The following is a 13,748-nucleotide window of genomic DNA, read 5'->3' on the forward strand; positions in this document are numbered from 1 at the left end:
CCGAATCAGCTTCCCGGGCGGTTGAATTCGCCGTCCTTGGCCCCGGCGACGAAGGCCTGCCATTCGCCGGGGGTGAAGATCAAGACCGGCCCCTCCGGATTGCGGGAATCCCGCAATCCGATATTTCCGCTGGCCAGGAAGGCGATTTCGACGCCCTCGGCACTGTCGTCGCCGCGTCGCCAGACGACATCGGCTTCGATTTCGCGGTTCTTCGCTTCCACTCCGGACTCCTGTGCGCTTGCCAGTACTGGACGGTGATGTGGATCGCAATCATGATGCCAGGGTTTGTGCGGGGTCCGGATCGGATATTCCATTCTGTGTCAGCGGAAGGAGGTACGGTGCGCACGCCATGGTCCCCACAGCGAGCCGCCCCCATCTCCGACAGCTGTGAGATGGTCCCGGAGCGGTTCACGCCGGAGCTTGCTCACAGCATCCTGCGGATTCACCGAAGTTGTCCGACCGATCAGTGTGCTCGGCGCAAGGCGGCGGTCTTCTATCTCTACGAGCATCGTCAGCAGCACGTGGCCGCCGTCGGCCGCGCGCGGCGGGCGCGCTAGCCGGTTCGGCGCAGGACCGACGCCACCGCCAGTACCACCGCGAAGAGCGTTGCCAGTGCCGCGCCGATGATCACGAAACCGGCGGGCACGCCCAGGAATTCGATGTACTCGGTGCGATGGGTGGTAGCGCGGTAGTCGGTATCGGCGGTGTCGGCGAAGGTGAAATCCGAGGTGATGTCGGCGGGGCGGGACACGTAGGTGTACAGCTCGGTCAGGTAGTCGCGCCCGCCCGAGGCCAATTGCGCGAGGTCGGGATCGGTGACGTGCCCGAGCCGTCCGGCGAATTGGACCGATACGCTCTGCCGCGCGGCATCGGCGTCGGCGCGCTGCACGCGATGCTCGCCCAGTACGTACAGCCGGACCGTCTGCGGCGTGGTCGCGGCGCTCGACATCCGCATCGGGTAGACGAGGCGATCGGCGGCGAAGCTGAGCCGCACCGGATCCAGCGCCCCTGACAGCGGTTCGGAACCGGTGAGCCGTATGGCCACGAACGACCAGCCCGCCGCCAGATACGGGCTCATGGTCGCGACCACTTCCGGCTTCATGACATAGCCGTTGTCCCGCAACCACGTCTGCACGCCGGTGATATCGCCGCCGCTGAGCGTGGTGGCCTCCAACGGACCGAGTTGCACCTGCCCCAGCACGGTCGGCGCCGCCGCACCCGGCGCGCCGCCCGCCACCGCCCCGTCCGCATCGGAATCCCCGAACCACCGCCGATCGGTGATCACCTCCGGTGCGGTAGCGGCCCGCAGCGCGGTGAAGGTGGCCGCCTTGCCCGCGCTCACCGTGGCGGGCGTCGGCGTCGGCACCAGCAACGCCGCCTCGGTGCCCTGACTCTGCAACGACAGCCGCATCAGAATGGTCTCGCGCTGCCCGTCCCAACTCAGCGCCGCCGTCTCCCCGGCCACGGAAGCGGCACCGTCCGCCGGTGCGGCGATCCCGCCGCACGCGCAAGCCGAAGCCGGCGCAGCCAAACCCATTCCCCCCGCCCCGACCAGCAACGCCGCCGCCGTGATCACCCGGGCCGTCTTGCGCAACAGCATGGCCGCCAGACTAGGCGCGCCAAGGGCGATTCCGCTCGTCATCCGGGTTCCCCTCGCCATCTCGGATGGACGAGCCGGTCGTGTCCGGTGAGGGCGTTGAGTGGTGGTGCGGGGGTACCCCACTAACGTGGACGCATGGCTCTCGACAGTGGTAGCGCGACCTCACAGACCGGCGCGACGGCGGCGCCACCCATTGCCAAGCGGGTGGCGGCCGAACGCGTGCACCACGGCGATGTGTTCGTCGACGAGTACGAATGGCTGCGGGCGAAGGAGGATCCCGAGGTCATCGCGTATCTGGAGGCGGAGAATGCCTATACCGAGGTGCAGACGGGGCATTTGAAGGGGCTGCGGGAGAAGATCTTCGACGAGATCAAGGCGCGCACCCAGGAGACCGACCTGACGGTGCCGACCCGGATGGGCGAGTACTGGTATTACTCGCGCAGCTTCGAGGGCAAGCAGTACGGGGTGTCGTGCCGCGCGCCGATCGCGAATCCTGACGACTGGACCCCGCCGGAGCTGGACGCCGATGCCGAGGTGCCGGGCGAGCAGGTGCTGCTGGACCTGAACGTGCTGGCCGAAGGCCACGACTTCATCGGGGTCGGCGCGTTCTCACTCACGCATTCCGGCGATGTGCTGGCGTACTCCGTGGACACGGTCGGCGACGAGCGGTACCTGCTGCGGTTCAAGAACCTGGAGACCGGCGAACTGCTGCCCGACGAGATCCCGGGCGTCGCGCCCGGCGCGACCTGGTCGCTGGACGGGGACTACGTCTTCTATCAGACCTTCAACGACGCCTGGCGCTCCGACACCGTGTGGCGGCACCGCATGGGCACGCCCGCGTCCGAGGACGTGAAGATCTTCCACGAGGCCGACGAGCGCTTCAATGTCGGCGCGACGGCGACCCGCTCCGAGAAGTTCCTGATCATCGAGACCTCGGGCAAGCTCACCAGCGAGATCTGGATTCTCGAATCCGATGATCCGACCGGCGAATTCCGGGTGGTGCTGCCGCGCCGCGAGGGCGTCGAATACGGCGTCGAGCACGCGGTGATCGCGGGCGAGGACAAGCTGCTCATCCTGCACAACGATGTGGTGGACGGGGTGAAGGCGGTCAATTTCGTGCTGGCCGAGGCCCCGCTCGCCGATCCGTCGAACCAGACGCTGCTGATCGGGCACCGCACCGACACCCGCATCCTCGATATCGACGCCTTCTCCGACAAGCTGGTGCTCAGCTACCGGCGCGACGCCCTGCCCCGGGTGGCGGTGTGGCCGCTCACCGACACCGGCTACGGCGAGCTGCGCGAGATCGAATTCGATCTGGAGCTGTTCGACGCCGGGCTGATGTCGAATCCGGAATGGGTGCAGCCGACCCTGCGCATGGGACTCACCTCGTTCCTGACCCCGCTGCAGATCTTCGACTACGTGCCCGCCACCGGGGAACTGCTGCTGCGCAAGGAAACCGTGGTGCTGGGCGGGTATGACCCGAACGACTATGTGCAGCACCGGGATTGGGCGACCGCCGCGGACGGCACCCGGATCCCGATCTCCGTCGTGCGGCGCAAGGACGGCGGCCGGGCCGCCACCGCGGGCCCGCGCTACGCGCCCGGCGATCCGAAACCGTTGCTGCTCTACGGTTACGGCTCCTACGAGACCAGCATCGACCCGTACTTCTCGGTGCCGCGGCTGTCGCTGCTGGATCGCGGCATGATCTTCGCGGTCGCCCATGTGCGCGGCGGCGGCGAAATGGGCCGGCTCTGGTACGACGAGGGCAAGATGCTGGTAAAGAAGAACACCTTCACCGACTTCGTCTCCTGCGCAAGGCATCTGGTGGATACCGGCGTCACCGCCGCCGATCGCATGGTCGCCGACGGCGGCAGCGCGGGCGGGCTGCTGGTGGGCGCGGTGGCCAATCTGGCGCCGGAGCTGTTCGCGGGCATCATCGCCAATGTGCCGTTCGTGGATCCGCTGACCTCCATCCTGGATCCGTCCCTGCCGCTCACCGTCACCGAATGGGAGGAGTGGGGGAATCCGCTGGAGGACAAGGAAGTCTACGAGTACATGCGCTCGTACTCGCCGTACGAGAACGTCGAGGCCAAGGACTACCCGGCCATTCTGGCCATTACTTCGCTGAACGACACCCGCGTGCTGTACGTGGAACCGGCCAAGTGGGTGGCGAAGCTGCGCGCCACCAAGACCGGTGACTCCCAGCTGCTGCTGAAGACCGAGATGAGCGCCGGGCACGGCGGCGTGAGCGGCCGCTACGAGAAGTGGAAGGAAGTCGGCTTCGAGTTCGCCTGGCTGCTGGACACCGTCGGGCTCGCCGACGTGTAAGCGGTTCTCGCACAAGAGAAAACAGCCCCGCCGATCGAATGATCGGCGGGGCTGTTCATATGGAGCGGGTGGGGCGTCGATCGGCAAACACATACGCCGTTGCCAGGGTCAGGCGTTGGTCAGATGCGACCGATCGGCGCTGGGCCCCAGGGCTTTCGCCTTCACCTCGTCCGGCGGCACCCACGACGGCTTCTTCATCCTCTCGATGATCAACGGCACCGCGCTGAACACGATCGCGCCGCCCGCCACCAGGGCGATATAGGTGGCCGGACTGCCGATGGGCAGCTGCGACGGCGGCACGAACGCCAGCACGAAGGCGAAAGCCACCGCCAGGAACCCGATCCCGGCGAAGAGCCACATGCCCACCGTCCCGCCCGGAATCTTGAAGGCGCGCGGCAGGTCCGGCTGGGTGTAGCGCAACCGGATGGCGGCCGCGTACATGAACATGTAGATGATCAGGTACAGGCTCACCGCCATGGCCGAGATCAGGAAGAACGCCGAGCTGACATCGTCCATGAACAGGTAGATCGAGGACAGCCCGGTCACGATGACGCCCTGGATGATCAGGATATTGACCTGCACGCCCCGGTCGTTCACCTTCTGCAGCACCGGCGGCAGCATCCCGTCGTGAGCGGTGGCCAGCACGCCGCGGCTGGGACCCATGATCCAGGCCAGCACGCCCGCGAGCGCGCCGTAGGCGATGAGCGCGGACAGGATGCGCACCGGCCAGGTGGAGTGGATCATTTCGGTGAAGGCGATCGAGAAGGCGTCGAACACACCGGTATTCAGGTCGATCTTGTCGTAGGCCACGATGCCCGCCACCGCCAGCGCGCCGAGGGTGAAGATGCCGAACGCCACCGCCGCCGCGATCATGATGGCGGCCGGGTACCCCTTGGCCGGGTTCTTCAATTCGGTGGAGTGCACGCCCTGCGATTCCACGCCCGCGAAGTTGAGCAGGATGCCCGCCAGGAACGAAAGTCCGGACAGCCCGGCGATATACGGGAAGAACCGGGGCGAATCGTGCCCGTCGTGGTCGACGGTGACCGAGGCGTCGGTGGTGTGCTCCCAGCCGATGGAATGGCCGGTGGAGATCCACCAGATGAACACGGCCACCAGGATGATGCCCGGCAGCGCGGTGCCGAGCAGGAACCCGGCGCGGGTCACCTTCAGCGCGAACTGATTGCTGACGAAGGCCACGGCGGTGCACAGCCAGAACGCGACGATCGCGAAAACGCCCACTTAGACATGGTTCTGGGCGATATCGGGCCGATCGAAGGCGAACGCCACGCCGGCGGCGGCGAAGCTCATGCCGGTCGGATAGAACACGATCACCTGGATCCAGGACAGGAAGATGATCCAGAAGCCCACCGGTTTACCGAACGCGCCGCTGATCCAGGCGTACAGCCCACCGGCCTTGTCGGCGTACATACTGCCCAGCTCGGCGGCGACCAGACCGGCGGGAATCAGGAACAGGACGGTCGAGAAGCCGATGTAGAAGAACATCGTCATCTCTTCCTTGGCCATCATGGGCAGCCCGCGCAGACTGGTGACAATCGATGCGGCCGTGGTGAATCCGAGCGCGGATACGGTCAGGTACTTGGTGGCCGCGTGTCTCGAGGTCGTCGTGGCGGTCACGACTTCGCCTTGCCCGCACCGGATTTCGCCTTGCCGTTGGTATCCGCGTCGCCGTCACCGGACAGCGGTACCGCGGCCTTCGCATTGTGCGTGAACCCGCCCGCTTCCGCGCTGGTCAGCGAGGTGGTGAGCGGATGCGCCTTGAGCTGTTTGAGGCAGCGCACCATATCGGCCAGCAGCATGTCCGCCATATCGAGGGTGAAGCCGTGCCGCAGCACGGTGCGCATGATGGTCTCGTCGTCGCGATCCGCGGGCAGCGGATAGGCGGCGATCAGCCAGCCCCGGGCGCGCAGCCGATCCGAGAAGTCGTACAGGTTGAAAACCTGCTCCCCCTTCAACTTCCACGACACCGCGGTGATGCCGCGCTTGGGATCGCCGTCGTGGATCAGCTCGAACAGGCCCAGGCCCGCCAGTCCCGCCGCCAGATGCTGGGCGGCGGCGTAGATGGCGTTCTGGACCCGGCCGTAGCCGGTGCGCCCGAGCCGGATGAAGTCGTAGTACTGGGTGATGACCTGGCCGCCCGGCCGGGAGAAGTTGAGGTTGAAGGTGGCCATGGAGCCGCCCAGGTAGTCGACGTTGAAGATGAGCTCCTTGGGCAGATCCTGCGCGGTGCGCCAGATCGCCCAGCCCGCGCCCAGCGGGGCCAGGCCGGTCTTGTGGCCGGAGGCATTGATGGACTTCACCCGCGGCAAACGGAAATCCCACACCAGGTCCGGGGCGCAGAACGGCGCGAGGAAACCGCCGCTGGCCGCGTCCACGTGGATCGGGATGTTCAGCCCGGTCTTCTCCTCCAGATCGTCGAGCGCCTGGTGGATGCCGGCCACATCCTCGTAGACGCCGGTGAAGGTCTGCCCGAAGGTGGGCACCACCATGATGGTGTTCTCGTCGCAGTAGTCCGCGATATCGTCCGGATGCATGGTCAGCCGGTCGCCGCGCAGCGGAATCTGGCGGATCTCCACATCGAAGTAGCGGGCGAACTTCTCCCAGCACACCTGCACCGGCCCGCACACGAAATTCGGCGTCCCGGTGCCGCCGCGCTTGCGCCAGCGCCATTTCGCGGCCAGTCCGCCGAGCATGGCGGCCTCGCTGGAACCGGTGGTGGAGGTGCCGAGGGTGGCGGCCGGGTCGGGGGAATGCCACAGGTCGGCGATCATGCGCACGGCGCGCTTCTCGAGTTCGGCGGTCTGCGGGTACTCGTCCTTGTCGACGATGTTCTTGTCGAGCGATTCGTTCATGAGCCGGCGGGCCTGATCGTCGACCCAGGTGGTGCAGAAGGTCGCCAGGTTCATGCGCGAGACGCCGTCGAGCATGAGCTCGTCGTGCACGATCTGATAGGCGACGTCGGGGAATATCTCGCGTTCGGGAAAACCCTGGTGGGGCGCGGGCCGTTTGATGCCCGGCATTGCGTAGAGATCGTCCGGGTCGAGTCCGCCGGTCATATGGCCTCCGATGCGAAGTGCGGCGTGGGTTATGCCAGGCAGCGAGCACCAGTGTTCTGCCCATCGAAACTGGTTGAGCAAGCTACCGTTTCGTAATCAGAAGATAGTTGCTGAACGGTTACTATTCAGCACCATGGACTATCAGCGTGTCATAGAGCAGGTGATGTCCGCTACGGCGCCACACATCGGGGAGGGTGCGGTCGCCGATTACATTCCGGGCTTGGCGAAGGTGAACCCCAAGCAGTTCGGATTTGCCATCGCGACCGCCGACGGGGACTGCTATACCGGCGGTGACGTGGATGTTCCCTTTGCGATCGAGAGCATTTCCAAGGCGTTCGCGCTGGCGCTGGTGCTCAGTCGCAAGGATTCCGAGGTGTGGAAGCGGGTGCGCCGCGAACCCTCGGGACTGGCCTTCAATGACCTGATCGAAATTCAGCTGGAGAACGGGATACCGCGCAATCCGTACATCAACCCCGGCGCAATTGTGGTTGCGGATCAGTTGCTATCCGATACCGGCGATGCCGTGGCCGCCTTGCGCGACCTGCTCCGCGCCGAGTCCGGCAATCCGGCGCTGGAGGTGGACAGCGTGATCGCCGAATCCGAATTGCGCTCCGGCGACCGCAATCGCGCCATCGCCTATCTGATGGCGAGTTTCGGGAACATGCGCAATTCCGTCGAGCTCGCGCTGGACCACTACTTCCGGCAGTGCTCGTTCAGCATCACCTGCGCCGAACTGGCCAAGGCCGGGCGGCTCATCGCCCGGCACGGGCTGCGCGCCGACGGCAGCCGGTTGCTGAGCCGCGAGGACGCCCGGCACATCACCGCGCTGATGACCATGTGCGGAACCTACGACGGCGCAGGCGAATTCGCCTACCGGGTCGGCCTGCCGGTCAAGAGCGGGGTGGGCGGCGGACTGCTCGCCGTGGTGCCGGACAAGTATTCGATCGCCGCCTGGGGTCCGGGCCTGGACGCCAAGGGCAATTCGGTCGCGGGCGCGGTGGCGCTGGAGACCTTCGCCCGGGTGAGCAAATCGGCGGTGTTCTGATGACCGCCACCGCGAGCAAGACCGCCACCGCCACCAAGTACATCTCCTGGATCACCCTGGCGCTCATGACCACCAGTTCGGTGGCCAGCCTGCGGGCCGCGCCGACCATGGCGGTGTACGGGCTGGCCTGCGTGTTCCTGTATCTGATTCCGGCGCTGCTGTTCCTGCTGCCCACCGCCTTCGTAGCGGCCGAGCTGGCGTCGGGCTGGAACGGCGGCATTTACAAATGGGTCAGCGACGGCATCTCCAAACCCATGGGCTTCCTGGCGGTCTGGTGCCAGTTCGCCATGACGATCTTCTACTACCCGAGCCTGCTGGCCTATGTGGCAAGCACTTTCGCCTACATCATCAATCCGAAGCTGGCGTCCAACGGCGTGTACGTGGCCATCGTCATCATCACCATCTACTGGGTGGCGGTGTTCGTGTCCGCACAGGGCACCAAAACCGTTGCGGGACTGTCGAGTATGGGGTTGATCATCGGCACGCTGATTCCCGGCGCGCTGCTGGTGGCGCTGGGCTTCGTGTTCCTGGCGCAGGGCAATACCTCGGCCGCGCCGATGGACGCCGCACACCTGCTGCCCGCCTGGACCGGGCTGGCCAGCCTGGTGCTGATCGTCAACAACTTCCTGTCCTACGCGGGCATGGAGATGAACGCGGTGCACGTGTCCTCGCTGAAGAACCCGGGCAAGGAATACCCGAAGGCCATGCTGCTGGCGGTGGTGCTGGTGCTGACCATCTTCATCGTGCCCGCGGTGGTGATCAGCTGGGTGGTGCCGTCCAAGAACCTGAGCCTCACCGCCGGCGTCATGCAGGCCTTCGACGGGTTCTTCCAGCACTTCCACATCGGCTTCCTGACCCCGGTGCTGGGCGTCATGCTGGTGGCGGCGGCGCTGGGCGGCATGCTGACCTGGCTGACCGGGCCGTCCAAGGGGCTGCTCATCATCGGCCGCAACGAGGGCTATCTGCCGCCGATCCTGACCCGGGTCAACAAGCACGGCGTACAGCAGAACATGATGGTCGCGCAGGGCGTCGTGACCACGCTGCTGGCGCTGCTGTACGCGTTCATCCCGGATGTATCGAGCGCGTACTGGATTCTCTCGGTGATCACCACCCAGGTGTATCTGATCATGTACGTGCTCATGTTCATCGCGGCGATTCGCTTGCGCCGCAACGATCCCGGCCATCCGCGCGGGTATCGCGCGCCCGCGCTGGTGGCCCTGTGCGGGCTCGGCACCGCGTCCTCGGTGGCGGCGTTCCTGATCGGCTTCGTGCCGCCGTCGCAGTACGGCAGCGGCAATGCGTTCAGCTATGTGCTGCTCATCGGGCTCGGCATGGGCATCGTGGGCCTGCTGATTCCGTACCTGTTCCTGCGATTCCGCAGGCCCGGCTGGAAGTCGGTCACTCCGGAGGAGGCGCTGTGATGGCCGAACTGCCCGAGGTGGCGGGTGCGGGAGATCGCTATCGCAAGCTCATCTACCTGTCGGTGGCGCTGGTGCTGGTGGCGCTGGCCGTCGGCGGGGCCATCGCCTTCCACCGCGATCACGACACCGATGTGGCGCTGCGCCGGGCCGAAGTGCTCCAAACCCGTTTGGCGGACGCCGGTTTCAGCGCGCCGGACCCGCAGGTCATCGCCGACACCATGGGGGAGGACGGCGGGCTCGTCTGCCAGGACCCGACCTCGCCGCTGATCAAGGCGCGCTATCGGGCGGCCATCAGCAATGGCGCGTCCGGGCCCGGGAACCGGCCGGTCATCGCCGACAACGAGGTGTTCACCGCGACCGCGCTGGCCATCGAAACCTATTGCCCCGACAAGCTCGCGGACTATCTGAAGGCGACCGGCACGCTGCGTACGGGCGATACGGTCAAACCCGATGACGCGAAGTGACGAGGAGGACGCAATGACCAGTACCACCGCAACCAAAGAGGATGCGCGCACGGCGGCGTTGCGAGCCGCGGTGAAGGAGCTCATGCCGCGTGCGAAAAGCGATCTCGCGCAACTGGTGTCGTTCAAATCCGTCGCGGACCCGCGCCAGTTCCCCGCCGAGGAATGTCAGAAGGCGGCGCAGTGGGTGGCCGACGCCTTCGCCGCCGAGGGCCTGACCGATGCCGGACTGCACGAAACCCCGGACGGCAGTAAGGCGGTGGTGGCGCGCAGCAAGGCGCCGGCCGGTGCGCCGACGGTCATGCTGTACTGCCACTACGACGTGCAGCCGCCCCTGGACGATGCCGCCTGGAAGACGCCGGTGTGGACGCTGACCGAGCGCGACGGGCGCTGGTACGGGCGCGGGGCGGCCGACTGCAAGGGCAATATCGTCATGCACCTGACCGCGCTGCGCGCCCTGCGCAAGGTGCTCGGCGACGCCTTCCCGGTCGGCTTGACCCTGGTCTCGGAGGGTTCCGAGGAGCAGGGCACCGGCGGGCTGGAGGAGTTCGTGCCCGGCAATGTGGAGCTGCTGCGCGCCGACACCCTGCTCATCTGCGACTGCGGCAATTTCGAGGTCGGGGTGCCCACCTTCACCCAGACCCTGCGCGGCAATGTGAACGTGGTCGTCACCGTCGAAACCTTGGCCGGGTCAATGCATTCCGGCATGTTCGGCGGACCGGCGCCGGACGCGCTGGCGGCCATGATCCAGCTGCTGTCCACGCTGCGCGACGCCCACGGCAACACCACCGTCTCCGGGCTGCCCAACAGTCAGGTGTGGGAGGGGCACGACTATCCGGTGGAGCAATTCCGTTCGGACGCGGGCGTTCTCGACGGCGTCGATCTGCTCGGCAGCGGCAAGGTCGCCGATATGCTCTGGGCGCGACCGGCTGTCACGGTGCTGGGCATGGACGTGCCGCCCGTGGTCGGGTCGGCGGCGGCCATCCAGCCCAAGACGCGGGCGCGGCTCAATCTGCGCATTCCGCCGGGCATCAAACCGGATCAGGCGTTGAAAGCGCTGACCGCGCACCTGGAGGCGAACACCCCGTGGCATGCCAAGGTGACGGTGGAGACCGAGGCCACCGGCTCGCCGTTCGTCGGCAGCACCTCCGGCCCGGCGCGGCAGGCCATGTCGGAGGCGATGGAGGCCGCGTACGGTCGCCCGTCCACCACCGAAGGGCAGGGCGGGTCCATTCCGCTCTGCAATGTCTTCGCCGACACCTACCCGCGGTCCGAGATCATGTTGATGGGTGTGGAAGAACCGAAATGCCTGATCCACGCGCCCAATGAGAGCGTGGATCCGTCCGAGATCGAGCATATGGCGCTGTCGGTGGCGTTATTCCTGGCTTCCTACGCCAAGTAGTCGAAAAGCAGTACGGCAGAAAGCAGTTCGTCAGACCGGAAGCACGAATCAGTCGATCGCGAGGAGAAGCTCGTGTCCGTCTATCTGTATCGGTGGGGCAAGTTCGCGTATCGGCGCAAGTGGATCGTGCTGCCGGTCTGGCTGGCGCTGTGGCTGGTGCTGGGCGGGCTCGGGACCGCGTTGAAGGAACCCATGAGCAATGCCTTCGACATTCCGAACCTGCCGTCGGAGCGGGCCACCGAGATCCTGGACGAGCACTTCCCGGGCATGTCGGCGGCGTATCAGTTCGACGCGGTCACCGGCGTGTACGTGATCGGCGCGCCGGCGGGGACCAAGCTCACCGACGAGCGCAATCGGCAGGACATCGCGGGGCTGATCAAGCAGCTGGACGGGCTGGGGATCGTCGATCACAGCAAGCCGCTCATCGATCCGATCACCGCGGCCGAGGAGATGGGGTGCCTGACGGGGGACCGCGGCGACAGTGCGTTCATCTCCAAGTGCAGTAATGCGCCGTTGAACGTGCTGAACTCGAACAACCCGGATTCCGTTGCGATTCTGAGTGTTCCGTTCGCTATCGAGAACTTCGCGGATATCACCGCCGATGACCGCAAGGCGGCTTATGACGTGGCCGACGGCGCCCGCGCCGACGGGCTGACGGTGGAACTCTCCGGCACCATCGCGATGGAGCAGGAGCAGCCCAGCGGCAAGTCCGAGATGATCGGCATGGGCTTCGCGTTCCTGGTCATGATCATCTCGTTCGGTGCGATCGTGGCGGCGTTCGTGCCGATCATCACCGCCATCGTGGGGCTGGGCGCGGCGACTTCGCTGATCTTCCTGGGCACTTCGGTCATCGAGGTGCCGAGCTTCACCACTTTCCTGGCGTCCATGATCGGCATCGCGCTGTCCATCGACTACGCGCTGTTCATCGTCTCGCGCTACAAACACGAACTGGCGGTGCAGGATTCGCCGGAAGAGGCGGCGGGCGTGGCGCTGGGCACCGCCGGTTCGGCGGTGGTGTTCGCTGGGCTCACCGTGATCATCGCGCTGGTCGGGCTGGCCATCGTCGGGGTGCGGTTCCTGACCTTCATGGGTCTGGGCGGCGCGGTCGCGGCGGCCTTCGCGGTGCTCACCGCCATCACGCTGATGCCCGCTTTGCTCGGCGCGTTCGGGCGGTTCCTGTTCAAGCCGCGGATCCCGTTCATCGCGCAGCACGATCCCGAGGACGATTCGCAGGTCACCAATGGCATGCGGGTGGCGCGGGTGATCGCGAAGGTCCCGTGGGTCACCCTGGCGCTGAGCGTCATCGTGCTGGGCCTGCTGGCCGCACCCGCCGCCAAGATGAATCTCGGTCTGCCGGGCGAGGATTCGATGCCCAAGACCTCCACCATCCGCAAGGCCTACGATCTGCGCACCGAAGGGTTCGGCGTCGGCAGCAACGGCGTCCTGCAGATCGCCGTGGACCTGTCGGATACGCCGCCGGACAAGCGGGAACAGGCCGTGACGGCATTGCGCGACAAACTCGCCGGGTATTCGGGCATGAACTATGTGACCGAACCGATCTGGAGCGAGGACAAGGCGGGTGCGCGGTTCGAAGGCGTGCCCAAGACCGGGCCGAACGATCAGCAGACCAAGGATCTGGTGCGCGATACCCGCGACGCTGAGGGCAGCTTCCGGTCGGACTACGGCATGCGCTACGGAATCACCGGCACCACGGCCATTTACGCCGATATCGACCACGTGCTGCTCGGCAAGATCGTGCCCTATCTGGCCATCGTCGCCGGTGCGGCCTTCCTGCTGCTGATCGCCGTCTTCCGCTCCATCCTGGTGCCGCTCACCGCCGCGCTCGGCTTCCTGCTGTCCATGGCGGCCACCTTCGGCGCGACCGTGCTGATCTTCCAGGAGGGCAAGTTCGGCCTCATCGACGAACCCCGGCCGATCATCAGCTTCATGCCGATCATGTTGATCGGCTTGGTCTTCGGCCTCGCCATGGACTACCAGGTGTTCCTGGTGACCCGCATACGCGAGGAGTACGTGAAGGGCGAGCCGCCCACCCAGGCCATGGTCAAGGGCTACCACCACGGCGCGCGGGTGGTCACCTCCGCGGCCGTGATCATGATCTTCGTCTTCGGCTCGTTCCTGATGGAACCCGACGTGAGCGCCAAATCCATGGGCTTCGCGCTGGCGGCGGGCGTACTCCTCGACGCCTTCCTGGTCCGCATGGTGCTCATCCCGTCACTACTGGTCCTCATGGGCAACGCCGCCTGGTGGATGCCGAACTGGCTCAGCCGTATCGTGCCCGACATCGACGTGGAGGGCGCGAAGCTGCGGGAGCTTCAGGAACGCGAGGCGCGCTCGACGGCCGAACCCGCCAACGTTCCCTAGTCACCGGTATCCGGGACACGCCCGGCGCACCGTGC

10 protein-coding genes and 1 pseudogene are annotated in these 13,748 nt (G+C 66.3%); 7 read left to right on the top strand and 4 right to left on the bottom strand.

Annotated elements, in window-relative coordinates:
• Nucleotides 1-5: 5 nt before the first annotated feature.
• A complete protein-coding gene (locus NY1_RS32430; RefSeq protein ID WP_067720960.1) occupies nt 6-221 on the bottom strand; it encodes a DUF397 domain-containing protein in 216 nt (71 codons plus the stop codon).
• 117 nt (nt 222-338) lie between these two features.
• Here NY1_RS32430 and NY1_RS43215 point away from each other — a divergent pair, with 117 nt between their 5' ends.
• Entirely contained in the window at nt 339-557 is a 219-nt protein-coding gene (locus tag NY1_RS43215; RefSeq protein WP_157762599.1) for a hypothetical protein, read from the top strand.
• Here the strand turns inward: NY1_RS43215 and NY1_RS32435 are convergent.
• Nucleotides 554-1,600: a DUF2330 domain-containing protein gene (locus NY1_RS32435; RefSeq protein WP_067720961.1), complete on the bottom strand. Its 1,047-nt coding sequence runs from the start codon at nt 1,598-1,600 to the stop codon at nt 554-556. The genes NY1_RS43215 and NY1_RS32435 overlap by 4 nt on opposite strands.
• A gap of 135 nt (nt 1,601-1,735) precedes the next feature.
• Here NY1_RS32435 and NY1_RS32440 point away from each other — a divergent pair, with 135 nt between their 5' ends.
• The gene (locus NY1_RS32440; protein ID WP_067720962.1) at nt 1,736-3,928 is read left to right on the top strand and encodes a S9 family peptidase; all 2,193 of its coding nucleotides are present in this window, start codon (nt 1,736-1,738) and stop codon (nt 3,926-3,928) included.
• A gap of 108 nt (nt 3,929-4,036) precedes the next feature.
• Here NY1_RS32440 and NY1_RS32445 read toward each other — a convergent pair.
• Nucleotides 4,037-5,563 (bottom strand): annotated as a pseudogene (locus tag NY1_RS32445) (amino acid permease).
• On the bottom strand, nt 5,560-7,002 hold the full coding sequence (gene gad, locus NY1_RS32455) for a glutamate decarboxylase (RefSeq protein WP_067720965.1): 1,443 nt from the start codon (nt 7,000-7,002) through the stop codon (nt 5,560-5,562). Before gad ends, NY1_RS32445 begins: the two are co-directional and overlap by 4 nt.
• A 133-nt stretch (nt 7,003-7,135) precedes the next feature.
• Here gad and NY1_RS32460 point away from each other — a divergent pair, with 133 nt between their 5' ends.
• From NY1_RS32460 to NY1_RS32480, 5 genes are all read left to right on the top strand, one after another.
• Nucleotides 7,136-8,047 (top strand): glutaminase, encoded by a 912-nt coding sequence (locus NY1_RS32460; protein WP_067720966.1) that lies wholly within the window; start codon nt 7,136-7,138, stop codon nt 8,045-8,047.
• A complete protein-coding gene (gene gadC, locus NY1_RS32465; RefSeq protein WP_067720967.1) occupies nt 8,047-9,468 on the top strand; it encodes a glutamate/gamma-aminobutyrate antiporter GadC in 1,422 nt (473 codons plus the stop codon). Before NY1_RS32460 ends, gadC begins: the two co-directional genes overlap by 1 nt.
• Nucleotides 9,468-9,932, top strand: a complete 465-nt coding sequence (locus tag NY1_RS32470) for a hypothetical protein (protein WP_067720968.1) — start codon at nt 9,468-9,470, stop codon at nt 9,930-9,932. The genes gadC and NY1_RS32470 overlap by 1 nt, the downstream gene beginning before the upstream one ends.
• A gap of 13 nt (nt 9,933-9,945) precedes the next feature.
• On the top strand, nt 9,946-11,331 hold the full coding sequence (locus NY1_RS32475) for a dipeptidase (protein ID WP_067720969.1): 1,386 nt from the start codon (nt 9,946-9,948) through the stop codon (nt 11,329-11,331).
• A gap of 72 nt (nt 11,332-11,403) precedes the next feature.
• On the top strand, nt 11,404-13,713 hold the full coding sequence (locus NY1_RS32480) for an MMPL family transporter (protein WP_067720970.1): 2,310 nt from the start codon (nt 11,404-11,406) through the stop codon (nt 13,711-13,713).
• Nucleotides 13,714-13,748 lie beyond the last annotated feature (35 nt).

It is taken from the genome of Nocardia yamanashiensis NBRC 100130, assembly GCF_001613325.1.
In the GTDB taxonomy this organism is placed as follows: Bacteria; Actinomycetota; Actinomycetes; order Mycobacteriales; family Mycobacteriaceae; genus Nocardia; species Nocardia yamanashiensis.

What these genes read in the sequence shown, in the direction of transcription:
- NY1_RS32435 (WP_067720961.1), bottom strand. Translation starts at nt 1,600, where the DNA reads ATGCTGTTGCGCAAGACGGCCCGGGTGATCACGGCGGCGGCGTTGCTG.
- NY1_RS32440 (WP_067720962.1), top strand. Translation starts at nt 1,736, where the DNA reads ATGGCTCTCGACAGTGGTAGCGCGACCTCACAGACCGGCGCGACGGCG.
- gad (WP_067720965.1), bottom strand. Translation starts at nt 7,002, where the DNA reads ATGACCGGCGGACTCGACCCGGACGATCTCTACGCAATGCCGGGCATC.
- NY1_RS32460 (WP_067720966.1), top strand. Translation starts at nt 7,136, where the DNA reads ATGGACTATCAGCGTGTCATAGAGCAGGTGATGTCCGCTACGGCGCCA.
- gadC (WP_067720967.1), top strand. Translation starts at nt 8,047, where the DNA reads ATGACCGCCACCGCGAGCAAGACCGCCACCGCCACCAAGTACATCTCC.
- NY1_RS32470 (WP_067720968.1), top strand. Translation starts at nt 9,468, where the DNA reads ATGGCCGAACTGCCCGAGGTGGCGGGTGCGGGAGATCGCTATCGCAAG.
- NY1_RS32475 (WP_067720969.1), top strand. Translation starts at nt 9,946, where the DNA reads ATGACCAGTACCACCGCAACCAAAGAGGATGCGCGCACGGCGGCGTTG.